15 protein-coding genes and 5 tRNA genes are annotated in these 23,630 nt (G+C 62.4%); 6 read left to right on the top strand and 14 right to left on the bottom strand.

Features of this window, described 5'->3' with window-relative positions:
• Window positions 1-222 precede the first annotated feature (222 nt).
• The 8 genes from F0A16_RS18115 to F0A16_RS18080 all read right to left on the bottom strand — a co-directional run bounded on the left by F0A16_RS18115 (window position 223) and on the right by F0A16_RS18080 (window position 5,195).
• Complete coding sequence (locus F0A16_RS18115) at window positions 223-1,272, bottom strand: threonine aldolase family protein (protein WP_149436856.1); 1,050 nt, start codon at window positions 1,270-1,272, stop codon at window positions 223-225.
• A 265-nt stretch (window positions 1,273-1,537) separates the two neighbouring features.
• Window positions 1,538-3,550: an NADPH-dependent 2,4-dienoyl-CoA reductase gene (locus F0A16_RS18110; protein ID WP_149436854.1), complete on the bottom strand. Its 2,013-nt coding sequence runs from the start codon at window positions 3,548-3,550 to the stop codon at window positions 1,538-1,540.
• A 266-nt stretch (window positions 3,551-3,816) separates the two neighbouring features.
• A tRNA-Asp gene (locus F0A16_RS18105) sits at window positions 3,817-3,893 on the bottom strand.
• 4 nt (window positions 3,894-3,897) lie between these two features.
• A tRNA-Val gene (locus tag F0A16_RS18100) sits at window positions 3,898-3,974 on the bottom strand.
• Between the two features lie 31 nt (window positions 3,975-4,005).
• Window positions 4,006-4,082 (bottom strand) — tRNA-Asp (locus F0A16_RS18095).
• Window positions 4,083-4,185: 103 nt separating this feature from the next.
• Window positions 4,186-4,262, bottom strand: a tRNA-Asp gene (locus F0A16_RS18090).
• A 54-nt stretch (window positions 4,263-4,316) separates the two neighbouring features.
• Window positions 4,317-4,392 (bottom strand) — tRNA-Val (locus F0A16_RS18085).
• Between the two features lie 77 nt (window positions 4,393-4,469).
• On the bottom strand, window positions 4,470-5,195 hold the full coding sequence (locus F0A16_RS18080; protein WP_187776071.1) for an alpha/beta family hydrolase: 726 nt from the start codon (window positions 5,193-5,195) through the stop codon (window positions 4,470-4,472).
• A gap of 174 nt (window positions 5,196-5,369) precedes the next feature.
• Between F0A16_RS18080 and hpxO the strand changes: the two genes are divergently transcribed.
• Window positions 5,370-6,545, top strand: a complete 1,176-nt coding sequence (gene hpxO, locus F0A16_RS18075; protein WP_149436849.1) for an FAD-dependent urate hydroxylase HpxO — start codon at window positions 5,370-5,372, stop codon at window positions 6,543-6,545.
• Between the two features lie 55 nt (window positions 6,546-6,600).
• On the opposite strand, the gene ttcA is transcribed toward hpxO, so the two are convergent.
• The 3 genes from ttcA to F0A16_RS18060 all read right to left on the bottom strand — a co-directional run bounded on the left by ttcA (window position 6,601) and on the right by F0A16_RS18060 (window position 9,977).
• A complete protein-coding gene (ttcA, locus tag F0A16_RS18070; RefSeq protein WP_149436847.1) occupies window positions 6,601-7,455 on the bottom strand; it encodes a tRNA 2-thiocytidine(32) synthetase TtcA in 855 nt (284 codons plus the stop codon).
• A 76-nt stretch (window positions 7,456-7,531) separates the two neighbouring features.
• Window positions 7,532-8,149 (bottom strand): 3'-5' exonuclease, encoded by a 618-nt coding sequence (locus tag F0A16_RS18065; RefSeq protein WP_149436845.1) that lies wholly within the window; start codon window positions 8,147-8,149, stop codon window positions 7,532-7,534.
• Window positions 8,150-8,159: 10 nt separating this feature from the next.
• Window positions 8,160-9,977, bottom strand: coding sequence for a DUF294 nucleotidyltransferase-like domain-containing protein (locus tag F0A16_RS18060; RefSeq protein WP_149436908.1), 1,818 nt, complete (start codon window positions 9,975-9,977; stop codon window positions 8,160-8,162).
• Between the two features lie 781 nt (window positions 9,978-10,758).
• Between F0A16_RS18060 and F0A16_RS18055 the strand changes: the two genes are divergently transcribed.
• The 4 genes from F0A16_RS18055 to F0A16_RS18040 all read left to right on the top strand — a co-directional run bounded on the left by F0A16_RS18055 (window position 10,759) and on the right by F0A16_RS18040 (window position 17,486).
• On the top strand, window positions 10,759-11,019 hold the full coding sequence (locus F0A16_RS18055) for a DUF4212 domain-containing protein (RefSeq protein WP_149436843.1): 261 nt from the start codon (window positions 10,759-10,761) through the stop codon (window positions 11,017-11,019).
• Between the two features lie 6 nt (window positions 11,020-11,025).
• Window positions 11,026-12,807 (top strand): sodium:solute symporter family protein, encoded by a 1,782-nt coding sequence (locus F0A16_RS18050; RefSeq protein WP_149436841.1) that lies wholly within the window; start codon window positions 11,026-11,028, stop codon window positions 12,805-12,807.
• Between the two features lie 92 nt (window positions 12,808-12,899).
• A complete protein-coding gene (locus F0A16_RS18045; RefSeq protein WP_149436840.1) occupies window positions 12,900-13,415 on the top strand; it encodes a hypothetical protein in 516 nt (171 codons plus the stop codon).
• Between the two features lie 102 nt (window positions 13,416-13,517).
• Window positions 13,518-17,486, top strand: a complete 3,969-nt coding sequence (locus F0A16_RS18040; protein ID WP_149436838.1) for a hybrid sensor histidine kinase/response regulator — start codon at window positions 13,518-13,520, stop codon at window positions 17,484-17,486.
• A 389-nt stretch (window positions 17,487-17,875) separates the two neighbouring features.
• Here the strand turns inward: F0A16_RS18040 and rpoD are convergent, their stop codons facing one another.
• The 3 genes from rpoD to rpsU form a co-directional block, all read right to left on the bottom strand.
• Window positions 17,876-19,756, bottom strand: a complete 1,881-nt coding sequence (gene rpoD, locus F0A16_RS18035) for an RNA polymerase sigma factor RpoD (RefSeq protein ID WP_275401766.1) — start codon at window positions 19,754-19,756, stop codon at window positions 17,876-17,878.
• A gap of 256 nt (window positions 19,757-20,012) precedes the next feature.
• Window positions 20,013-21,920: a DNA primase gene (gene dnaG, locus F0A16_RS18030; RefSeq protein ID WP_149436834.1), complete on the bottom strand. Its 1,908-nt coding sequence runs from the start codon at window positions 21,918-21,920 to the stop codon at window positions 20,013-20,015.
• Window positions 21,921-22,108: 188 nt separating this feature from the next.
• Window positions 22,109-22,324, bottom strand: coding sequence for a 30S ribosomal protein S21 (gene rpsU / locus F0A16_RS18025; protein WP_075560838.1), 216 nt, complete (start codon window positions 22,322-22,324; stop codon window positions 22,109-22,111).
• A 276-nt stretch (window positions 22,325-22,600) separates the two neighbouring features.
• On the opposite strand from rpsU, the gene tsaD reads away from it, so the two are divergent.
• On the top strand, window positions 22,601-23,629 hold the full coding sequence (gene tsaD / locus F0A16_RS18020) for a tRNA (adenosine(37)-N6)-threonylcarbamoyltransferase complex transferase subunit TsaD (RefSeq protein ID WP_149436832.1): 1,029 nt from the start codon (window positions 22,601-22,603) through the stop codon (window positions 23,627-23,629).
• Window position 23,630 lies beyond the last annotated feature (1 nt).

The following is a 23,630-nucleotide window of genomic DNA, read 5'->3' as shown; positions in this document are numbered from 1 at the left end:
AAGACCCATTTTGCGAGTCTTTTCAACGCAGCGTCGAAATACACGCTTTAGAACACGCTACCACGATCCGGTTTCGATGCACGGGGAATTTGCATCGACAAAATGCGTCGGTTACCGCAGGCATCTGTAACTCATAGAAAAGTCGGGACAAATTCGCTCGCGGTTCATCGCGGGCATGGCGAGGCCCGATCGGCGCCCGAGGGGATCGGGCGCCGGTACCCGTCAGGGTGCGTCGAAGGCGGCGCGAGCGTCAGCCAGCAGTTGATCGAGCAGCTCGGAGGTCGTGTTCCAGGAGCAGACGAAACGTGCCCCACCAGCCCCGATGAAAGTATAGAAAGTCCAGCCCTGGGCGCGCAGTTGGGAGATGACCGGTTCCGGTAGGCTCACGAATACGCTGTTGGCCTGGGTCGGAAACATCAGCGACGCGCCGGGAAGCGATGCCAGGCCGTCGGCGAGATAGCGAGCCATGGCGTTGGCGTGATCGGCATTGCGCCGCCAGGCACCGGATTCCAGCAGGCCCAGCCAGGGCGCGGCGATGAAACGCATCTTGGAAGCCAACTGTCCCGCCTGCTTGCAGCGATAGGCGAAATCCTCGGCCAGCTCCTTGTTGAAGAACAGGATCGCCTCGCCCATCGGCAAGCCATTCTTGGTGCCGGAAAAGCAGAGCACATCGACGCCGGCCTGCCAGGTCAGCTCGGCAGGCGAGGCATCCAGCGCACTGCAGGCATTGGCGAAGCGCGCGCCATCCATGTGCACGCGCAGATCGTACTTGTCGGCGACGGTACGAATCGCCAGCAGCTCCTCGCGGGAATAGACCGTCCCCACTTCGGTGGCCTGAGTGATCGAGACCACCCGCGGCTTGGGATAGTGGATATCGTTACGCTTGACCACGAGACGCTCGATCCCCTCGGGCGTCAGCTTGCCGTTTTCACCGGGGCTGGTCAGCAACTTGGAGCCGTTGGAGAAAAACTCCGGCCCGCCGCACTCGTCGGTCTCGATATGGGCCAGTTCGTGGCAGATCACGCTGTGGTAGCTCTGCCCCAGCGCCGCCAGCGAGAGCGAATTGGCGGCCGTACCGTTGAAGACGAAGAAGACGTCGCAGTCGTAATCGAAAAGCTCGCGGAAACGATCCGCGGCGCGATGGGTCCAGGCATCGTTGCCGTAGGCGAGATCGTCGCTGGCGTTTGCCCGGATCAGGTAATCGAGGGCTTCCGGGCAGATGCCGGAAGTGTTGTCGCTCGCCAGATAGCGAGGGCTACAATCGGATGTCATCTGGGGGTCCTTGTACGATCCCTCCATCGAGAAAAGCGACTCGGGCCGGTCACGGCGTGCAGAGTCCGCGTTTTCCGAGGGTCAGGCATGACGGTCGAAACCATGGCAGCCTGAATAACAAGAAGCGCGACCCAGTCAGCGACGGGGTCGCCGTCGCCCGGCTCGCGCTCACTGGTGAACGCCCGAGTCTAACATCTGCTCTTGCCTATCGGCAGCGTGCGGGACCCGGCCATTCACGCTGACTCAACGCAAACCCGGCTCGCGCTCACAAGGTCGCTGCCAGCCGCACTCCCTGGTCGATGGCCCGCTTGGCATCGATCTCCGCGGCGCGCTCGGCTCCGCCGATACGGTGAACCCCCACGCCAAATCCCTGCATCGCCTCGTAAAGCGCCTGCTGCGACTCCTGCCCGGCGCAGATCACGACGGTATCGACCGCCAGCGAGCGGGGCTCACCATCGACACTGACATGCAACCCAGCGTCATCCACTCGGTGGTAGGTGCATCCCGACAGCGTCTCGACCTGACGCGCCCGCAGCGCCGCCCGATGCACCCAGCCGGTGGTGACGCCGAGCCCGGCGCCTGGCTTTCCGGTCTTGCGTTGCAACAGGGTGATCTGGCGCGGCACGGCAGGCGGCAGCCGCGCCTTCAGACCGCCGGGGCGTTCGACGCTCAGATCCACGCCCCATTCGTCGCACCAGCGTTCGGGATCCAGTGCCGGCTGCTCGGCGTGGGAGAGCAGCTCCGCCACATCGAAGCCGATCCCGCCGGCGCCGATGATCGCGACCCGACGGCCGACGCGCTCCGGATGCTGGATCGCCATGGGATAGGAGATCACGCTGGGGTGATCGATCCCCTCCAGTTCGAGTTCGCGGGGCCTGACGCCGGTGGCGATGACGATCTCGTCGAAATCCTGCAACTGCTGGACCCCGGCTTCCGCGTTGAGGCGCAGCTCCACGCCAAGCAGCGCCAACCGGGTCGCGAAGTAACGCAGCGTCTCGGCGAACTCCTCCTTCCCGGGTATGCGCTGTGCCAACCGGAACTGGCCGCCGATCTCCGGATCACGCTCGAACAGCGTCACTCGATGCCCGCGTTCGGAGCAGGCCGTGGCCGCGGCCAGCCCCGCCGGGCCCGCTCCGACCACGGCGACCCGCTTGGAAGTCGCGGCCGGCGACAGCGTCAGTTCCGTCTCGTGACAGGCGCGCGGGTTGACCAGGCAGGAGGTCAGCTTGCCCTTGAAGGTGTGATCGAGACAGGCCTGATTGCAGGCGATGCAGGTATTGATCTCGTCGACCCGCCCCTGCTCGGCCTTGGTCACCCATGCCGGATCGGCCAGAAAGGGGCGCGCCATAGAGACCAGGTCGGCATGCCCGCCGGCCAGTACGGTCTCCGCCACCGCCGGCATGTTGATACGGTTGGTCGCGATCAGCGGTATCGAGACCGCCTCGCGCGCCGCCCGGCCGACGACCACGAAGGCGGCGCGCGGCACGCTGGTCACGATGGTCGGCACCCGCGCCTCGTGCCAGCCGATCCCGCTGTTGATCACATCCGCCCCGGCTTGCTCGACCGCCAGCGCCAGCGCCACGATCTCGTCACGGGTACTGCCATCCTCGACCAGATCGATCATCGACAGTCGGAAGATCAACAGAAAACCCGTGCCGCAGGCTTCACGGACCCGGCGCACGATCTCGAGCGCGAACCGGCTGCGATGCCGCGCGTCGCCACCCCAGGCGTCATCGCGATGGTTGGTACGGCGGCACAGGAACTGATTGATCAGGTAACCTTCCGAGCCCATGATCTCGACGCCGTCGTACCCCGCGCGCTGCGCCAACCTGGCGCAGCGCACGAAGTCGTCGATCTGGCGTTCGACCTCGTCGCCACTCAATGCCCGCGGCACGAACCGATTGATCGGTGCGGCGATCGCCGAGGGCGCCACCAGATCCGGGGAGTAGGCATAGCGGCCCGCGTGCAGAATCTGCAGGCAGATATGCGCGCCGTGTGCGTGGACAGCTTCCACCACCGGGCGATGCTGCTCGGCTTCGGCCTCGTCGGTGAGCTTGGCGGCGCCCTGAAAGACCGCCCCCTCGGGGTTGGGCGAAATGCCACCGGTGACGATCAACCCCACCCCATGACGTGCCCTTTCCGCGTAGAACGCCGCCAGACGCTCGAAACCGTTCGGTGCTTCTTCCAGGTTGGTATGCATCGACCCCATCACCACGCGGTTGCGCAGCGTTAGCGAGCCAACTTGCAAAGGACGAAAGAGATTGGGAAAACGCGTCACGAATCGGATCCACTCATGTCGAGGCGCACACCGCCGGCAGCAGTTTCAAACGCGCGTATGAGGACCAGTGTAACGAAAACCGCGACGAGAGCCATTCCACCAAAGCGGTATCTTCTCCACCGGTGCATCGGAACGGACGGTTTAGCAATGAATCAACGGCAAGCAGAGAAAGCGAATGGAATCGGGCGAGGGGAAAGCTCACCACCCAGGAGGTCCATTGTGAAACGGGGCAGCGGAGAGATAATGATTGAAGCAGAAGACGTCGATGGCGGACCGGACGGGACTCGAACCCGCGACCTCCGGCGTGACAGGCCGGCATTCTAACCAACTGAACTACCGGTCCGCTGTGGTGGGTGGTACAGGACTCGAACCTGTGACCCCCAGCATGTGAGGCTGGTGCTCTAACCAGCTGAGCTAACCACCCAGACGACGTCAAACTATACCAGGGCGAAGCGTGGCGGACCGGACGAGACTCGAACTCGCGACCTCCGGCGTGACAGGCCGGCATTCTAACCGACTGAACTACCGGTCCACTCGATGCATCGGGGGTTTGAGTCGAAACGCAGACCAACGATACCAACTACGCGACTGGCGGGTGACACTGCAAACCTTGCGGCGTGCGATGTCGACGGAAATGGCGGACCGGACGGGACTCGAACCCGCGACCTCCGGCGTGACAGGCCGGCATTCTAACCAACTGAACTACCGGTCCGCGTTTTCCAACTGCGACTTGCAACACGTGAAACCGAGCACTACGAAAACGCAGTGGTGGGTGGTACAGGGTTCGAACCTGTGACCCCCAGCTTGTAAGGCTGGTGCTCTCCCAACTGAGCTAACCACCCGTGGTCACGTGGCGCTGCATTCTACCTGTGACCGGTTGAAAGTCAACAGCTTTTCATCGCGCTTTTCTCCATCCGGATCATCCACTTGCGCCGAGCCGCCGCGCCACGTGGCCGGTAGCTTCGTCGATCAATGTCGACTGCGTGTGCGCACAACGTTTGGGCACCTGCCAGTCATGGTCTCCGCCGTCCATGAAGTGGCACTCGACCTGCACCGGCAGCTCATACCCTTCGACCTCGTCACGCCGTCCGAAAGGGTCGCGGGTTCCCTGGAACAGCAGCACGGGACAGGCAATCTGCGGCCAGTGTTCGAGTCGTAAACGGGTAGGCTTGCCGGGGGGATGGAACGGGTATCCGAACAGGACCAGCCCCGCCAGGGCGATCCGGGTCGCCAGCAGGCTAGCAACGCGGCCGCCCATCGACTTCCCGCCGAGCCAGAGCGGCATCCCGTCGTCGAGCTCCATCAGCACCCGGCGCCACTCGGTCAGTTCCGCCATCAGGGTATCGATCTTCGGCGGCGGGCGACGACGCCCCTCCCGTCGCGCGGTTGCCATGTAAGCGAACTCCAGCGCCACCACCTGAATGCCGCTGGCAGCCAGACGCTGGCGCAATTCGGTCAGGAACGTCGATTCGTGCCCGCCCCCCGCGCCGTGGCAGAGCACCAGCCGCGCACCAGTCGCCTTGCCTTCGACGGTTACGCTGCCGAGGGCTGTCTCGTGACGCGAACCGTCGCCACGGCTCAGCGCGACACGCAACCGTTCGCTATCCTGAATGTCGAGTGTCGGCGGTACCGCCTGCTTGGCCATCGATGCCTCCCTGTTCGGTTCTTGGGAATCGCAACAGCGTAATCGAACGCAGCGAGGTTCGCGTACCATTCCCACCGGATATCTTTTTTGCGTAGGATATGAAATCTGATCGATCGGTCAGGTTTTATCCCGACCTTCTACCGATCAACGCCAACAACAACACAGGACACTCCAATGACGCTGAACGTACTCGTCGTCGGCGCCGGCATGGGCGGGCTCACCGCCGCGCTGGCACTTCAACAGGCCGGCCATCGGGTCGAGGTCTTCGACCGTGTCGCCAACCTTCGTCCGGTGGGCGCTGCCATCTCGGTGTGGTCCAACGGCGTCAAGGTCCTCAAGGCGCTGGGCGTGGGCGATGCCGTGGAACAGGCTAGCGGTCGCATGAACGAGATGGCGTATCTCGACAAGAGCGGCAAGCCCTTGACCCGCTTCAGCCTCCAGCCGCTTTACGACGAGGTCGGGCAGCGTGCCTGCCCGATCACGCGCGCGACACTGCAATCGCTGCTGCTGGATGCGGTCGGCCAGGACAACGTCACCCTCGGCCTGGCCTGCACCGATTTCGAGACGACCGATGGCGGCGGCGTCACCGCCGAATTCTCCGACGGCTCGACCCGCCAGACCGATCTGATCGTGATCGCCGACGGCACGCACTCGAAGCTGCGCGAACGTGCGCTGGGCAGGCCCGTTCGACGACGCTACTGCGGCTACGTCAACTGGAACGTGCGCGTCGCGGCAACGCCCGACCTGGCGCCGCTCGATCATTGGGTGCAGTACGTCGGCGATCATCAGCGCGTATCGATGATGCCGATGAGCGGCGACCCGGCCACGCCGGAGTTCTACTGCTTCTTCGACGTGCCGCTACCGGCCGACACACCCAACGTCCCGTCGAGTTACCGGAAGGAGCTTTCACGACACTTCGCCGGCTGGGCTGAACCGGTCCAGCGTTTGCTCGACCGGTTCGACCCCGCTGCCATGGCCCGCGTCGAGATCCACGACATCGAACCGCTGGAGACGCTGATCGGCGAGCACGCGGCGATTCTCGGGGATGCCGCCCACGGCATGGCTCCAGATCTGGGCCAGGGCGGCTGCCAGGCGATGGAGGATGCCTGGGTGCTGGCGCGAGCGCTGGATAGCGCCGGAGGCGACGTGGCGAAAGCTCTGAAAGCCTACGACGAGGCTCGCGCCGAGCGTGTCGGGGAGATCGTCAGCCGCGCCCGCAAACGCGCCGAGACCACGCACGGCGCCGAGCCCGCCGCCACCCGGGCGTGGTACGCCGAGCTGGCCGCAGAAGATGGCAGTCACATCATGGCGGGGATGCGCAAGACGATTCTGGGCGGCCCGCTGGGCTAGAACGCCAAAGGCCCGCCGGACATCGCCCGGCGTGCCTCTGGAACTCCGTGCTCGATCAGGCCTCGCGGGTGAGCAGGTCGAACGCGTCGATCCGCGTCTCCTGCATCCGCCGCTGTTTGGCTTCCAGTCCCTCGAAATCGAACAGACTGCGATCCGCCAGTTGGGACGGCGCGACGTTGGTCAGCGCCTTGAACATGGTTTCCAGTCGCCCGGGATGCTTGGCTTCCCACTCCGCCAACATCTCCTTGACCACCTGGCGCTGCATGTTGGGCTGCGAGCCACACAGGTTGCAGGGGATGATCGGAAACCCCATCTGTCGCGAGAATTCGGCGATATCGGCTTCACGACAGTACGCCAGCGGACGAATGACGATGTTCCTGCCGTCATCCGAGAGCAGCTTGGGCGGCATCGCCTTCAGCGAGCCACCGAAGAACATGTTGAGGAAAAGCGTCTCGAGGATGTCTTCGCGGTGATGCCCCAGCGCCACCTTGGTCGCCCCGATCTCCTCCGCGAAACCGTAGAGCGAACCACGCCGCAGACGCGAGCAGAGCGCGCAGGTCGTCTTGCCCTCGGGCGTCTTCTCCTTGACCACCGAATAGGTGTCGCGCTCCAGGATGTGGTAATCCACGCCCTTGGCGTCGAGGTATTCGGGCAGCACGTGCTCCGGAAAGCCCGGCTGCTTCTGGTCGAGATTGACCGCAACCAGATCGAAGTTCACCGGCGCGTTGCGCTGCAGGCTCATCAGGATCTCCAGCATGGTGTAGGAGTCCTTGCCGCCAGACAGGCACACCATCACCTTGTCACCTTCATGGATCATGCCGTAGTCGATGATCGCATTGCCGACCTGACGGCGCAGGCGCTTCTGCAGCTTGTTGAATTCGTACTTCCGGGTATCAATGGATGCTTGCATGGGTCGGGCGACACAGATGGGTATGAAGGCGCGCTCATGCTATCACTGCGCCCAGCGAGTTGCGATGCTCCAACCTCTAGCGTGCCGTCAACGCACCCTTCTTCAGGCGTATGTACATCAAGGCGGTGGTCACCGCATCGCCAAGGGCGGTGTGGCGACCCATCACCGGCACGTTGAGCGCCTCGGCGACGCTCTCGAAATCCACCGTTGGCGACATCTGCGGCTGCGTCCGGTGCAGTTCTCGCAGATAGAGCCGCGCCATGTCGATGCAGACGTTGGGCAGGCCGAAGGCGAATAGAGGCCGCAACTGGCGGTCCAGCACCGCCAGGTCGTAATCGATGCACCACCCCAGCAGCGGACGGTTGCCAACGAAATCGAGAAACTTTTCCAGCGCCGCCTCCAGCGCGTCGCCATCTTCCAGGTCGACGCCGCGCATCCGATGAATCTTGATAGAGTCCCCGCGCAGGCTGGCCGGCGGCTGGAGGCGCAGATCCAGCGAGTCGCTGGTCAGCACCCGCTCGCCCTTGATGCGTACCGCGGCAATGGAGACCAGTTCGGCGGTCCTGGTGTCGAGTCCGGTGGTCTCGCAGTCGATAGCCACCATCTCGTCGCCCGTGTAGGGGTCGAACAGCCAGCCATGGCGGCCATCGGCTTGACGTCGGCGGTCTAGCGTACGGCGTAGCGAACGTATCATCGCGGCCTCGTCAGTATTCGAGATGAAACCGGTGCGTCAGACGTTGCTGGAAATCCTTGACGATATGCAGCGCCTGGCGCAGCAGGTCGCGCTCCAGCGAGGACAGATTCTGAACCACGACCAGGTTGGGCTCTTCGCTGTTCTGCCGTCCGTCGAGGTGGGTCAGTTGTTGCTTGAGCCGCAATTCGATGAATAGCGCCAGCGCCTCGCCGAGATCCGCGGCAAACTCCGATTCCAGCCGCCCCTGTTCGACGAGTACCTCCAGCCGGGCCGACGTCGATGTCTCGCCGATACGACACTCCAGAGCCAAGGTGCGCACCCCGTGCACGATCGGGAAGATGCCGCCCTTCTTGATGTCGATACCGTGCCTGGGCTTCCTGAGCGTGCCGAACAGAGTCAACGGTGCGGCGAAATGCAGTGCAGCCCTAGCCAGGTAGGAAAGCAGCAGTTCGTCTCGAGAGCAGTTGGCGAAGAGATGCTCGCGCAGGCGCTCCAGCAGACGGGTATCGCCGGCCACACCGCGAGCATCCAGCATGATCGCGAGGTTCATCAACGACGCGCCGTCGCGACGTTCGGCCCAGCGTGTAATCTTCCGCCGCCAACCGCTCTCGTTGTCGACCCAGGCAGGGTTCGAAACCATGATATTGCCCGGGCAAAGCGGATAGCCCAGCGTATGGAGCGTTTCGGTGAATCTCTGCATGACGATCGCGCGATCGGGCCAATCGCTATCGTCGGCGACGATCAGGGCGTTGTCCTGATCGGTCTTGAGTATCTGCTCACCACGGCCTTCGCTACCCATGACCAGTAGACAACTCTGGGCGCGGCAGCGGGGAGCGACAAGAAACTGGAAAGCCTTGTCTACGATACGACCGTTGAGAGCCGCGAGCAGATCCATGACGAAGCGGAGCTTGATCCCCTGGGTCATCATTCCCTGGACCAGCGCCGGCAGCCGCGCGCTGGCACGAGCCAGTGCCTCGAGAGTGTCGGCCTGTTCGAGCTCTAGGCCTACCATGTAGGAGCGGCTCGAGAAATAGCTGAGCACGTCGGTCAACTCGACCACGCCGACCAGCCGATCCCGTTCGACCACCACCACCCTGGCCACTTGATGTCGGGTCATCTGTACCAGCGCTTCGAACAGATACTGATCGGGACCGGTGGAAACCAGCTCGAAGTGAGCGATGGCGATGACAGGTCGCGCCTGCGTCGCGCCTTCCATGACCAAGGCATTGAGCAGATCGGTTTTGGTCACCACGCCGAAGCGACCGCCCTTGCCGACCAGCAGACTATCGGCATGGCTCTCGTTGAGCCGGGAGACGGCCGCGGCGATAGTGGTGGCCGCGTCGACGATCAACGGCGCCCGCATGCATTCGCTGACCCGTGCGAGCATAAAGCCCGCCATGTTCACGCCACTTTCGATGCGGCGCTCGGCCAGTAGTCGGGTCTTTTGCGCCAGCCCGCGACGGAAGAATTCGGCGAAAGTCGAATAATCGTCGCAGAGGCGCAGGAACAACGCCCTGGGTATCACATAGCAGAGACTCTCCTGCTCCACCTTGAAGCGATAACGGCTGCTGCCGTCGAGGATGCTGATGGCCCCGAACAGGTCGCCTGCCGTGTAGTGGGCGATGCGCGACTGGCTAATCGGCGCGTGAGGATCGAACTCTGCGACTTCGCCCTTGTGAATGATGTAGACGAACTCGCCTGGCTGGCCGGCTTCGAGGATGACCGCGTCGCTATCGAAATAGATCAGATCGACGCCACGCAGCACACGCTCACGCCCAATGTCGTCGAGCAGCGTAAAAGGCAACTGAGAAAGATCGATGTCGACCATCAGGCGGTCCCCGTCGCAACGGCGCCGCACCATCGTCGGATACCTTGCGGCGAACACCCCGAGTGATGGTGAAGGCACGACTCGAGGCTTAGCCGGCCAGGCCGGGGTGCCTCGCGACAGTCCGCTCGTACTGTCGTCTCGGCCAAGTTAATTTCCCCCTGCAAAAAGGCGCCATGAAGTCGAAGTCTAGGAAAAAATTCACTATCAATGGCCTTTGGCATCACTCTATTCCGGTAATCTTCATATCGCGACCGATTTTTGGTCCCAAGTCAACTTGATGACAACGACTATTGAGTTTTACGGTCATGATTCGTGAAATTACAAAGACGCAAACCATCGATCTATAACTGCCGCCCAGACTCGATACCATTATTACACTCACACACAGACTTTCGTTCCTGGATACCAGCATGCGTCTCGGTTCCACCCCTGACTCATATTTAACTGGCTAACCATACACGAATGACAACTGCCGCTTTTCCGATACTAAGGTAGGGTATTCAACATCTTGTTTTCATTAACCAATATTGCTATCAAGGATTCAGGGCAATCACATGCCGGGAATGCATCTCGCCAAAGACCAATAGTTCAAACAAAGTGCAACTTTAGTCGCTATACGACGTGTGATCGAAAAGCGCCGATCGGGCGACCCTTCCAGCGCAAAATTCATACACAGGTGAATCACTCAGGATAAATGTGGTTTGTAGATGAGCGATTGTTTTGCCGAATACACATAAACGAAGAGCCACTTCTCACCCTCAATAACGCGGAGCACGATAATATGGCAGATGACAAATCCAAAGCTGCTGCCTATTGGAAGGCGAATCTTCGCCTGATAACCGGCTGCCTGATCGTCTGGGCGCTGGTCTCCTATGGCTGCGCCATCCTGTTACGCCCCTTGCTCGCCGGCATACCGGTCGGCGGTACCGACCTGGGTTTCTGGTTCGCGCAACAGGGTTCCATCCTGGCCTTCATCGGCTTGATCTTCTTCTATGCCTGGAAGATGAACCGGCTGGACAAAAAATTCGGTCTCGGGGAGTAAGCCGGCATGAGTCAATTTGCAATCAACGTTCTCTTCGTCGGCGGCTCTTTTGCCATCTACATCGGCATTGCGATCTGGGCCAAGGCCGGTTCGACCAGGGACTTCTACGTCGCTGGCGGCGGTGTCCACCCGATCACCAACGGTATGGCGATCGGCGCTGACTGGATGTCCGCCGCCTCGTTCATTTCCATGGCGGGAATCATCGCCTCGGCAGGTTATGGCGCCTCCACCTTTCTAATGGGCTGGACCGGTGGCTATGTCCTGCTGGCCCTGCTGTTGGCCCCCTACCTGCGCAAGTTCGGCAAGTTCACCGTCCCTGAATTTATCGGCGACCGTTTTTACAGCAAGTCGGCGCGCATGGTCGCGGTGATCTGCCTGATCGTGGCCTCGCTCACCTACGTCATTGGTCAGATGGCCGGTGCCGGGGTGGCCTTCTCGCGCTTCCTGGAGGTCGACGCGACCACCGGCCTCATCATCGCCGCCATCGTCGTGTTCTTCTATTCGGTCCTGGGGGGAATGAAGGGCATCACCTACACCCAGGTGGCTCAGTACATCGTGCTGATCGTCGCCTACACCATTCCGGCGGTATTCATCTCGCTTGAGTTGACCGACAACCCGATACCGCCGCTCGGCCTGTTCTCCGATCACAGCGCCTCCGGCGAGCCGCTATTGGCCAAGCTCAACGAGGTCGTTACCGCGCTGGGTTTCAATGAATACACGGCGATGGTCGACAACAAGCTGAACATGGTGCTGTTCACGCTATCGCTGATGATCGGTACTGCTGGGCTGCCGCACGTGATCATGCGCTTCTTCACCGTGCCCAAGGTCGCCGACGCGCGCTGGTCCGCCGGCTGGGCACTGGTGTTCATCGGCCTGCTCTACCTGACGGCGCCGGCCGTGGCCTCGATGGCCCGCCTCAACCTGGTGACCACCATCTACCCGGACATGGCCGCCCAGGTCGAGAACTACGAGGATGCCGCCGCCAATCCCATCGCCTATGCAGACCGTCCTGACTGGATTCGCACCTGGGAGGAGACCGGGCTGATCTCCTTCGACGACAAGAACGACGACGGCAGGATCCAGCTCTACAACGACGCCGCCGACTTCTCCGACCGCGGCTGGCAGGGCAACGAACTGGAGGTCAGCAACGACATCCTGGTGCTGGCCAACCCCGAAATCGCCAACCTGCCCGGCTGGGTGGTCGGCCTGATCGCGGCGGGGGGCCTGGCTGCAGCGCTATCCACCGCGGCAGGCCTGTTGCTGGCGATCTCTTCGGCGATCAGTCATGACCTGATCAAGGGGGCGATCAATCCGAAGATCACCGAGAAGGGCGAACTGCGGGCAGCGCGTATCTCGATGTCCGTGGCGATCGTGGTCGCGACCTATCTCGGCGTCAATCCTCCCGGGTTCGCCGCCCAGGTCGTGGCACTGGCCTTCGGTATCGCCGCCGCCTCGCTGTTCCCCGCGCTAATGATGGGAATCTTCTCCAAGCGCATCAACAACAAGGGGGCAATCGCCGGCATGCTCTCGGGCCTGATCTTCACCCTGGTATACATCTTCGTCTACAAGGGCTGGTTCTTCATTCCCGATACCAACAACCTGCCGGACACCGAAGCCAACTGGGTGCTGGGCATTTCGCCGCTATCCATCGGCGCCGTAGGCGCGATCCTCAACTTCGCCGTGGCCTACATGGTGTCCAGCGTCACCGAGGAGCCGCCGCAGGAGATCCAGGACCTGGTGGAAAGCGTACGCTACCCCAAGGGGGCTGGTGTCGCGATCGATCACTAGGCGACAATGCCATCCTGATCAACCAGGTTGACGGGTTTCAATCGAATCGGGCTTCCCAGCGGGAAGCCCGATTCTTTGCGCAAGGAATCACCATGATATGGCATTTGGTCGCGGCGGCCTCGGCTGGCGTGGGCGCCGCCGGCATAGCGCTGTTGTTGCGTTCTCTCAGCGGTGGGCGCCTGCCTCGCTGGATCATTCCCGCCTGCGCGGGACTGGGCCTGCTGACCTACCAGATCAGCTACGAGTACGGCTGGTATGAATCCAAGCGCCAGCAGTTGCCCGAGTCGGCGGCGGTGGTATCGACCGAGAAGGGCCGGATGGTGTGGCGCCCGTGGACCTATCTCTATCCGCTGACCACGGCGTTCAGCGTGGTGGATCGCGACAAGCTGGTGACATCACGAGCCGACGGCGAGCGCCTCGTCGAGTTCGTTCTCTATCGTTTCGAAATGCAGTATCGCGACGTGCTGACCCATCAGGCGTACCTGGTCAACTGCAGTACCCGCGAGCGGGTTCCGCTCGTCGGCGATAGCCGCCGGCCCGATATCGACCGTCTGCGTCGCCTTGCGGACGACGACCCGCAACTCGAGACGGTATGCTTCAAGCGCTGATGTAACACGAACACGCTGCAGCACTGCCACGGCGCGCGGGGTCGTGGCTGCCCGCCGGGCCGAGGTTGCCCTAGAATGGCCGCAGACCAAGGGAGAGAGTTCATGTTTGAAGGCGGATTGTTGATCATCGTGGCACTGCTCTACGTGGCCACGCTGTTCGCGATTGCCTGGCGAGGGGATCGCCATGCCAGACGACATGGCCCGGCGAGCCGTCGGCCGATCGTCTACAGCCTGGCGCTGGCGGTCTACTGCACCTCCTGGACCTTCTACGGCAGCGTGGGTCAGGCTGCGACCTCAGGCTGGTCGTTCGCCAGCATTTTCGTCGGCCCCGTGCTCGCCTTCCTGCTGTTCTGGCCAGTGATCACCAAGATGATCCGCGTCGCCAAGCGACAGAACGTGACCTCGATCGCCGACTTCATCGCGTCCCGCTACGGCAAATCGCAGTCACTGGCGGCGTTCGCCAGCCTGATCGCGCTGATCGGCACGCTGCCGTACATCGCGTTGCAGCTGAAGGCGGTTTCCACCGCGTTCCGGGTCATGACCAGCGACGGCCACGCAGTGAAAGCACCGATCGTTGACGACACGGCCTTCTACATCACCATTTTCATGGCGGCGTTCGCGATTCTCTTCGGCACCCGGGATACCAACGCCACCGAGCACCATGAAGGGCTGATCCAAGCCATCGCCTTCGAGTCGGTCGTCAAGCTGCTGGTCTTTCTGGTCCTGGGCGCCTATGTCACCTGGGGCATGTTCGATGGCCTCGGCGAACTGCTGACGCGTGCCGACACCTACCTGAAATTGCAGCAGCAGCTTACCGAGCAGAACTTCGACACCAGCTTCTGGACTCAGACATTGCTGGCGATGCTGGCGGTCTTCTGTCTGCCTCGTCAATTTCACATCACGGTGGTCGAGAACACCCATACCGACGATGCCAAGCGGGCGCGCTGGCTGTTCCCGATCTACCTAATCGCCATCGGCTTCTTCGTGCTGCCGCTGGCCGCGGCGGGACTCTCGCTGTTCGCCGGCGAAGATCTGGCCCCGGACAGCTACGTACTCGCGCTACCGATCGTCGCAGACCAGCCGTGGCTGGCGATGATGACCTTCGTCGGCGGCCTCTCGGCGGCGACCGGCATGGTGATCATGGCAGTCGTCTCCAACGCCATCATGATCTCCAACGAGATCCTGCTGCCGGCGCTGTTCCGGCTGCGCTGGTTCGAAAAGAAGCCTCGCGACTACGGCCGTCTGGTACTGCGCGCCCGACGACTCACCATCGTCGTCATTCTCGCCCTGGCCTATCTCTTTTATCAGTTGGTCGCCGAATACAGCTCGCTCGCCGCCACCGGCCTGCTCTCCCTCGCCGCCATCGCGCAGTTCGCGCCAGCGGTGCTGGGCGGACTCTACTGGAAGCGCGGCAATCGCCTGGGCGTGGTGACCGGACTCAACGTCGGTTTCGCGATCTGGGCCTACACGCTGTTGATGCCGGCGCTGATCCAGGCCAATCTGCTACCGGAAGCCTGGCTGGTGGGCGGCCCGCTGAGACTGGAGTGGCTATCACCGCTGCACCTGTTCGGCCTCAACGTCACCGACAGCTTCGCCCACGGCGCTATGCTGTCGCTGGGCTTCAATCTGTTCTTCTATATCTTCATCTCGCAGTTGACCCCACAGCGGGTCGTCGAGCGTATCCAGGCCTCGCTGTTCGTCGACAGCATCGAGACTCGACAGACTACGGTCAACCGCCCCTGGACCGGGGCGACCACCATGGGCGACCTCAAGGTGCTGTGCGAACGGTTCCTGGGCAAGTCGCAGGTCGAGCGGGCCTTCGACGACTACGCCCGGCGTAACGCCAAACCGGTGGATAACAACACCCGGGCTTCGATCGACGTCATTCAGTTCACCGAGCGCCTGCTGGCGTCAGTGCTCGGTGCATCGTCATCGCGAATCGTGGTCAACTCAGCGCTCCAGGGCCGCGGTATCGGGATTTCGGATGTCATATCGATCGTCGACGAAGCCTCGCAGGTACTGGAGTTCAATCGCGCCCTGCTGCAGGCGACCATCGAGAACATCAACCAGGGCATCGGGGTGGTCGACCAGAATCTCAATCTGGTGGTGTGGAACCAGCGCTATCTGGAGATCTTCCGTTTCCCGGACAACCTGATCCGGGTCGGCACGCCAATGGAGAAGGTGTTCCGTTACAACGCCCACAACGGCGAATACGGCCCGGGAGATCCGGAGGAACACGTCGAACAGCTGATCGAGAACATCCGCAGCGGCCAGCCCCATCGCTACGAACGCTACCGCCCCGACGGTTCGGTGCTGGAGGTACTGGGCAACCCGATGCCGGGCGGCGGGTTCGTCTACACCTATCAGGACATCACCCAGCAGAAGCGTACCGAGGAAGCGCTGATTCGCTCCGAGAGCAACATTCGCATCTACACCGACAACGTGCCGGCGCTGATAGCCTACTTCGACAAAGAGTGCCGCTATCTCTTCACCAACCGCGCCTACGAAGCGGCCATGGGGATCGATCGCAACGCGGTGATCGGGGAGCGGGCGGAGAACGTGCTGCCGCCGCAGACGGCGCGCCAGCGAACACCCTGGATGCGGCGAGCATTGCGCGGCGAGCGGGTCACCTTCGAGATCTCGCTCGACGATGGCGACGGTGGCGTCCGCTACATGCTGGTGACCTATACCCCCCATTTCGGCGAAGGCGGGCGAATTCTCGGCTTCTTCGCCCTCTACCAGGACATCACCGAACGCCGGCTGGCCGAGATCGCCCTGCGCGAGACCAACGAAAACCTGGAGGAGCGAGTGCGCGAGCGCACCCAGGCGCTGTCCGAGGCCAACGCGGCGCTACGCCAGGAGAACCGGGTCCGTGCCGAGGCCGAGCAGGCGCTACGCCAGGCCAAGCAGACCGCCGAGGATGCCAATGCCTCCAAGACCCGCTTCCTCGCCGCAGCCAGTCACGACCTGCTGCAGCCGCTGAACGCCGCGCGACTCTTCACCTCCGCACTCGGCCAGCAGATCGTGGACGCCGACCACGGGCGCACCATAGGCCACATCGACAACTCCCTGCAGGCCGCCGAGGAGTTGCTGGGCACGCTGCTCGACATCTCCAAGCTCGATGCGGGCGCACTCACCCCGCGCCGCAGCCAGTTTCCGCTGGCCGATATCCTGCAGCCGCTACGCGCGGAATTCGAAGTCATGGCAGACGATCGCGGCCTCGATCTGGACATGGTCACGACCGACCGCTGGGTCGACAGCGACGCCCAGATGCTACGTCGCATCGTGCAGAACTTCCTTTCCAACGCGCTGCGCTATACCCAGCATGGCCGCGTTCTGCTGGGCTGCCGGCGCCGCGGCGATCGCGTGGCGATCGAAGTGTGGGATACCGGCCCCGGCATCCCGGAGTCCAAGCTGAGCGAAATCTTCCAGGAGTTCCGGCGCCTCGACCAGGCGTCGCGCCACAAGGAGAGCGAACGCGGTCTGGGCCTGGGCCTGTCGATCGCCGAACGCATGAGCCGGGTCCTCGAGCATCCGATCCGCGTGCGTTCATGGGTGGGCGCAGGCACGGTGTTCTCGGTCTCCGTGCCGCTGGTCGCCGACCGCCGAGGCGCCGTCAAGCCGGAAGAGGTAGCATCCACCAAGCGGGTCAGCAACAAGCTTGCGGGCACCCGCATTCTTTGCATCGACAACGAGCGACTGATTCTTGAGGGGATGAAAGCAATGCTCGAGGGCTGGGAGTGCGAGGTCTACACCGCCACGTCGATCGGCGGCGCCAAATCGGCAATCCGCAACATGGGGGGCGACCCGGACGCGATCCTGGCGGATTACCATCTCGACAACGAAGTCACCGGCATGATGGCGCTGGAGGCACTGGAGGAGCTCTGCGAACAGGCGGTTCCCGGCATCGTCATCACCGCCGACCGCACCGAGGAGGTCGCCGAGGAGATCAAGCGTGGCGGCTACCAGATCCTGCTCAAGCCAGTCCGCCCGGCCGCCCTGCGCGCCTTGATGACGCGCACGCTGCAGGCAAGCCGTGCGGCGAAGCTATCCGGGGACGACGAATCTTGAGTAAACGACTCATTTCGATTCCGCCACCCAGCGACGCCTATTCAGGCCGGCGCTGAGCGATGAATCGTTCAACCGGGGCTTGCGACATGGATGTCGCAAGAGGCGCGTTGGGCAGGATGCCCTTTTGCGCCGACCCGAGTTGATCGATTCAGTGTTCAGGGTTTCGCAGGTCTGTGGCGTCAATGAGAGGGGGAGCGGCGAGGGGGCGAGCGTTAAGCCCCCTCGTCAGTACGACGCTGAGCCACTGAAGATGCTCGACAGTGAGGTTCTCGACTCAGCTTATCGCGCCCCACTGTTACCCGAGATAAAACAAAGCCCCGCCAACCTCTCGGTCGGCGGGGCTCGTCGTTCGTGCCCGCGATAGGGCTTCGCGATAGCGCTTCGCGCGCTTACTCGTCGAGGAACGAACGCAGCGGCTCGGAGCGTGAAGGATGACGCAGTTTGCGCAGCGCCTTGGCTTCGATCTGACGAATACGCTCGCGGGTGACGTCGAACTGCTTGCCGACCTCTTCCAGCGTGTGATCGGTATTCATGTCGATGCCGAAGCGCATGCGCAGCACCTTGGCTTCGCGGGCGGTCAGGCCGCCGAGCACGTTGCGAGTCGCTTCGATCAGACCTTCGCCGGTAGCGGAGTCGATCGGCAGCACCATGGTGCTGTCCTCGATGAAGTCGCCGAGATGCGAGTCCTCGTCGTCGCCAATCGGCGTCTCCATGGAGATCGGCTCCTTGGCAATCTTGAGCACCTTGCGAACCTTGTCTTCCGGCATCTCGAGGCGCTCGCCCAACTCTTCCGGGGTTGGCTCGCGGCCCATTTCCTGCAACATCTGACGCGACACGCGATTAAGCTTGTTGATGGTTTCGATCATGTGTACCGGGATACGAATGGTACGCGCCTGGTCGGCAATGGAGCGAGTGATCGCCTGCCGAATCCACCAAGTGGCATAGGTCGAGAACTTGTAGCCACGACGATACTCGAACTTGTCCACCGCCTTCATCAGGCCGATATTGCCCTCCTGGATCAGGTCCAGGAACTGCAGGCCGCGGTTGGTGTACTTCTTGGCGATCGATATGACCAGGCGGAGGTTGGCCTCGACCATCTCCTTCTTGGCACGCCGCGCCTTGGCTTCGCCGATGGAAAGACGACGATTGACTTCTTTCAGTTGGCCCACGCTGAGCAGCACCATCTCCTGCTCGAAACTGATCTTGCGCTGCGCCCGCTGCACATCGCCACGGAAAGGCTCGAGACGATCGGCGTACTTGCCGTGCTTGGCGACAAATTCGTCGAACCAGCTACCGGAAGCCTCGTTACCCAGAAAAGAACTGATAAACGTCTTGCGCGGCACTTTGCCTTGCTTGACGAACACCTGCATGATCGCCTTTTCCTGACCACGAATCTGGTCGACGCTGATCCGAACCTGACCGACCAGTCGTTCGAAGTGCTTCGGCGAGAGCTTGATCGGCGAGAACAGTTCGGCCAGACGTGCCTGCTCGGCGTTGGCTTCTTTGGAGCCCCGTCCGTGCTTCTCGATGGCCGCCTTGGCGGATTCGTTCTGCTCGCGAATCTGCTCGAAGCGCACCCGCGCTTCCTCAGGGTCGGGGCCGCCTTCGCTGGAGTTATCGTCTTCTTCGCTGTCTTCGTCGTCGTCTTCATCGTCGCCGCCGCCGATATCGGCTTCGACTTCTTCGGGCATCTCGACCTCGGCGACACCGGGGATCCCTTCGTCGGGATCGATGAAACCGGAGAACAAGTCCGATAGACGCCCCGGCGCCTCCTCATCCTGGGTCTGATCGTAAACGCCGAGGATGGAATCCACTGCCCCGGGAAGATAGGCCAATGAGGACATCACCTCCCGCAGGCCTTCCTCGATTCGCTTGGCGATCTCGATTTCACCTTCGCGGGTCAGCAGCTCCACCGTCCCCATCTCGCGCATGTACATACGCACCGGATCGGTGGTACGCCCGACATCGCTCTCCACCGCTGCCAATGCCGCCACAGCTTCTTCCGCCGCCGATTCGTCGGTGGAATCGTCGGACATCATCAGCGTATCTTCGTCAGGTGCCTCCTCAACGACGTTAATCCCCATGTCATTGATCATGGAGATAATGTCTTCCACCTGATCGGGATCGGCGATATCTTCGGGGAGGTGATCGTTCACTTCGGCGTAAGTCAGGAAACCCTGCTCCTTACCGCGTGCGATCAACTCCTTCAAACGTGACTGCTGTGCATTTCCAGCCATAGAAACCCTACTCGACGAAGAAGAATGAAGCACCTGGGGTGACAGCGCGACGCCCCAAAAGCCGGCTAGTATAGCGCGCCCCCGCTTTTTGCTGCCAGCTTCTATTACCTTTCCCGCCAGGTGTGCTAGTGTGTTTGGTTACCTATCTGGTGGCGATCGCCGCCAATTCAACCTATTCAACCCTGCTCTCGGCCGACAACCTCGCTGATCGACCACTTCACGCTTCCCTGCCGACAGTCTCGATCTTTTGTTTTGATTAACCCGCGTCGCCGTCGATGAGCCGCATGACTCACGACCCCTCGGCCAACTTGCCGATCAACTCCCGCAATCGCTGTTTCTCCGCGTCGCTCAGCGCACCCGGCCGACGACTCTTTTCCAGCAATTGCCGGTACTCCTCGACCGGCGTCAATCTCGCACTCTCGCGCTCGAGATAACGCACCCAGTTGTCCAGCTCGCTGGCTCGCACATCGCGAGGGATCGCAAGCTCTCGACGAACCAACTGATCGAGCCGCTCCCCATCCGGGCTGCCGTGAAAATGAGCCAACAACACCTGAGGAGTGCGATAGCGCCCGGCGCGCAGCAACTGCACTACCTCGCGACATAACCGCCCATCGGGCACCTCGGTGGGGCACCAGTCGACCGATTCCGGCAAGCCGTCGACCAACCCCGGCTCGTGTAGCAACAGATGCAATATCCGAGCCGGAATGGTCAGAGAAAGCGTAGCAGTTCCTGAGCGAGTTGCCGGCAGCCTGTGCCGACTTACCCGATTATTACCATTATCGACCGTCGAGCCCGGGTCTGAAGTGGCTTCGGCATCGCCCTCCGCTGTCATCATCAGCGCCTCGTAGCCGGTGACATCCGTCGTCACCGCCGGACGCGGCATGGGCGCAGCGTGATTGACGAACCAGTCGGCAAACTGCGCCTGCTCGATCCCGCTGCGAGTCGACAACTCCTTTACCAGCAACGACTTGAGGACCCCTTCGGGGAGGAGCCTGAGCGCCTCCAGCACGGCCGTGACAAAACGCTCTCGGCCTTCGAGCTGCTTCAAATCGCGTCCTTCCGCCGCCTGTTCGAACAGGAATTCCGATAGCGGGCTGGCGCAGGTGATGCGGTCCTCGAACGCTTCCCTCCCCTCCTGGCGTACCAAGGTGTCGGGGTCCTCTCCCTCAGGCAGGAACAGGAAGCGGACCTGACGACCGTCAATCATCGACGGCAGTGCCGTCTGCAACGAGCGACGCGCCGCTTGGCGGCCCGCATTGTCGCCGTCGAAGCAGAACACCACTTCGTCCACCAGTCGAAACAGCCGCTGCAGATGATCGGTCGTCAGCGCCGTGCCCAGGGTGGCACAGGCGTTACGTATGCCGAACTGCGCCAGAGCCACCACATCCATGTAACCTTCGACCACCAGCATCCGCGAGAGTTGCCGGTTAGCCTGACGCGCCTCGAACAACCCGTAGAGTTCGCGCCCCTTGTGGAAGACCGGTGTCTCCGGCGAGTTGAGGTACTTGGGCTTGGCGTCGCCCAGCACCCGCCCGCCAAAAGCGATGGTGCGTCCTTTCCAGTCCCGGATCGGGAACACCACGCGGTCGCGAAAACGGTCGTAGGTGCGCCCGGTCTCCTCGCGGTGCACCAGCAGTCCGTACTCGACCTGAACCGCCTCGCTGATGCCCTGCTCGAGCAGATAGCGCTTGAGCGACTCCCATTCATCCTCGGCGTAGCCAATGCCGAAGTCGCGAATGACCTCCTGACTCAGGCCGCGGCGGTCGAGATACTGGCGGGCCTGACGCCCACCGCCGAGCGCCAGACGCTCACGAAAGAAACGCGACGCCAGTTCCAGCAGGTTGACGCCCTCTTCACGCTTCTGCTGGCGCTGCCGGGCCCCCGGATCCTCGCCACCTTCCCGCTCGACCTGCATTCCCGCACGGGAAGCCAGCTGTTCGACGGCTTCGGGAAAACGCAGGTTGTCGAACTCCATCAGGAAGCGCAGGGCATTGCCATGAGCGCTGCAACCAAAGCAGTGATAGAACTGCTTGTCCTGACTCACCGTGAACGACGGCGAATTTTCCTGATGAAACGGGCAGAGACCGCTGTGGTTACGCCCGCTTTTCTTGAGCTGAACTCGCTCGGAGATCACATCGACGATATCGGTGCGCGCCAACAGGTCATCGATGAAGCGCTGGGAGATCTGTCCGGCCATGTCGAGGGGCTCTGGAGAATCGGACTGAAGGCTAGATAGGCTCTATGCTGCCCTTGAATATAGACCAGCCAGAAGAGCCCTGCCCATGTGCCGACATCGGTGAATGGCGGCGGGGTAAAAACAAACGGCCACCTTGGCGGCGGCCGTTTGATCGTCCCTCTGGGTGACCAAGGTCACCGCAGTACGGATCAATACAAGCGTTCGAAACGCTTACGTTCACGCTGCAACTTCTTGGCGTGACGCTTCACGGCAGCCGCAGCTTTACGCTTGCGAACCGCAGTGGGCTTTTCGTAAGTTTCGCGACGGCGGACTTCGGACAGAACTCCGGCTTTCTCGCAGGAGCGTTTGAAGCGACGCAGTGCGACGTCGAACGGCTCGTTATCACGTACTTTAACAGCGGGCATGAAGCACTCACCTACCTTGGGAATTGAGTTCGGTTTGAACGCACACCCGAGAAGACGATCCGGGCGGATTCAGACGGCGTCACGAAAGATGGTCAATCTTCCGCCGATCTCGTCTGCCACGCCACATCCCGGATCTTCAGGGCGCACGACCCAGTCCTGCAGAGCAGAGCATTCTAGTCTCGCCCACGAACCAATGCAAATACCTTTTCGACGGCGTAAACTAGCGCGCCTTCCGCTTCAGCATTTCCCTCAACGACACCGACGGATGATTCGACCATGCGCGTGCTGGGTATCGAAACTTCGTGCGACGAAACCGGCGTCGCTCTCTATGACACCGATGCCGGGCTGCTGGCCGATGCACTCTACAGCCAGGTAGCGCTGCACGCCGAATTCGGTGGTGTGGTGCCGGAGCTGGCCTCCCGCGATCACACTCGCAAGCTGCTGCCGCTGGTCGATCAGGTGCTGGCCGACGCGCAGTTGGCCAAGCAAGACCTGGATGCCATCGCCTACACCGCCGGGCCCGGACTGGTCGGCGCACTGATGGTCGGCGCCTGCACCGCTCACGGCATGGCGCGCGCACTCGACATCCCGGTGCTCGGCGTGCATCACATGGAAGGCCATCTGCTGGCACCGATGCTGGAGGAGACCGCGCCCGCGTTTCCGTTCGTCGCCCTGCTGGTCTCCGGTGGACATACGCAACTGGTCGACGTGCGCGGCCTGGGCGACTATCGTTTGCTGGGCGAATCCGTCGACGACGCCGCCGGCGAAGCCTTCGACAAGGTCGCCAAGATGCTCGAGCTACCCTACCCCGGCGGCCCGCAGGTCGCCGCACTGGCCGAGCGGGGCCGCAGCGAACGCTTTCGTTTCCCCCGCCCGATGACCGATCGACCGGGGCTCGACTTCAGTTTCTCCGGGCTCAAGACTCACACCTTGACCACTCTGCGTCAGCTTCACGAGCAGGACGCCTTCGACGATCAGGCTCAGGCCGATGTCGCCCGTGCCTTCGAGGATGCCGTCGTCGATACGCTGATCATCAAGTGCCGGCGAGCCCTCAAGGAGAGCGGCCGGACAAGGCTGGTCGTCGCCGGAGGCGTCAGCGCCAATCGACGCCTGCGCGAGACGCTCGATATCGCGCTGACGAAGCTCGGGGCCAGGGCATTCTACCCACGCGGGCGTTTCTGCACCGATAACGGCGCGATGATCGCCTACGCCGGCGCACAGCGACTGATCGCGGGGCAGCATAGCCAGACCCTGCAGCCCCGCCCCCGCTGGCCACTGGCGGAACTGACGCCTCCCGGGTGCTAGC

Origin of the sequence: Salinicola corii (assembly GCF_008298015.1) — a bacterium.
Lineage (GTDB): Bacteria > Pseudomonadota > Gammaproteobacteria > Pseudomonadales > Halomonadaceae > Salinicola > Salinicola corii.
The sequence above is the reverse complement of the archived record's forward strand: the minus strand, read 5'-3'. Positions and strand labels throughout refer to the sequence as shown.

Coding starts and splice junctions, on each gene's coding strand:
- ttcA (WP_149436847.1), bottom strand. CDS start 7,455: ATGCAAGCATCCATTGATACCCGGAAGTACGAATTCAACAAGCTGCAG.
- rpsU (WP_075560838.1), bottom strand. CDS start 22,324: ATGCCCGCTGTTAAAGTACGTGATAACGAGCCGTTCGACGTCGCACTG.
- hpxO (WP_149436849.1), top strand. CDS start 5,370: ATGACGCTGAACGTACTCGTCGTCGGCGCCGGCATGGGCGGGCTCACC.
- F0A16_RS18040 (WP_149436838.1), top strand. CDS start 13,518: ATGTTTGAAGGCGGATTGTTGATCATCGTGGCACTGCTCTACGTGGCC.
- tsaD (WP_149436832.1), top strand. CDS start 22,601: ATGCGCGTGCTGGGTATCGAAACTTCGTGCGACGAAACCGGCGTCGCT.
- F0A16_RS18115 (WP_149436856.1), bottom strand. CDS start 1,272: ATGACATCCGATTGTAGCCCTCGCTATCTGGCGAGCGACAACACTTCC.
- dnaG (WP_149436834.1), bottom strand. CDS start 21,920: ATGGCCGGACAGATCTCCCAGCGCTTCATCGATGACCTGTTGGCGCGC.
- F0A16_RS18045 (WP_149436840.1), top strand. CDS start 12,900: ATGATATGGCATTTGGTCGCGGCGGCCTCGGCTGGCGTGGGCGCCGCC.
- F0A16_RS18060 (WP_149436908.1), bottom strand. CDS start 9,977: ATGGTCGACATCGATCTTTCTCAGTTGCCTTTTACGCTGCTCGACGAC.
- F0A16_RS18065 (WP_149436845.1), bottom strand. CDS start 8,149: ATGATACGTTCGCTACGCCGTACGCTAGACCGCCGACGTCAAGCCGAT.
- F0A16_RS18055 (WP_149436843.1), top strand. CDS start 10,759: ATGGCAGATGACAAATCCAAAGCTGCTGCCTATTGGAAGGCGAATCTT.
- F0A16_RS18050 (WP_149436841.1), top strand. CDS start 11,026: ATGAGTCAATTTGCAATCAACGTTCTCTTCGTCGGCGGCTCTTTTGCC.
- F0A16_RS18080 (WP_187776071.1), bottom strand. CDS start 5,195: ATGGCCAAGCAGGCGGTACCGCCGACACTCGACATTCAGGATAGCGAA.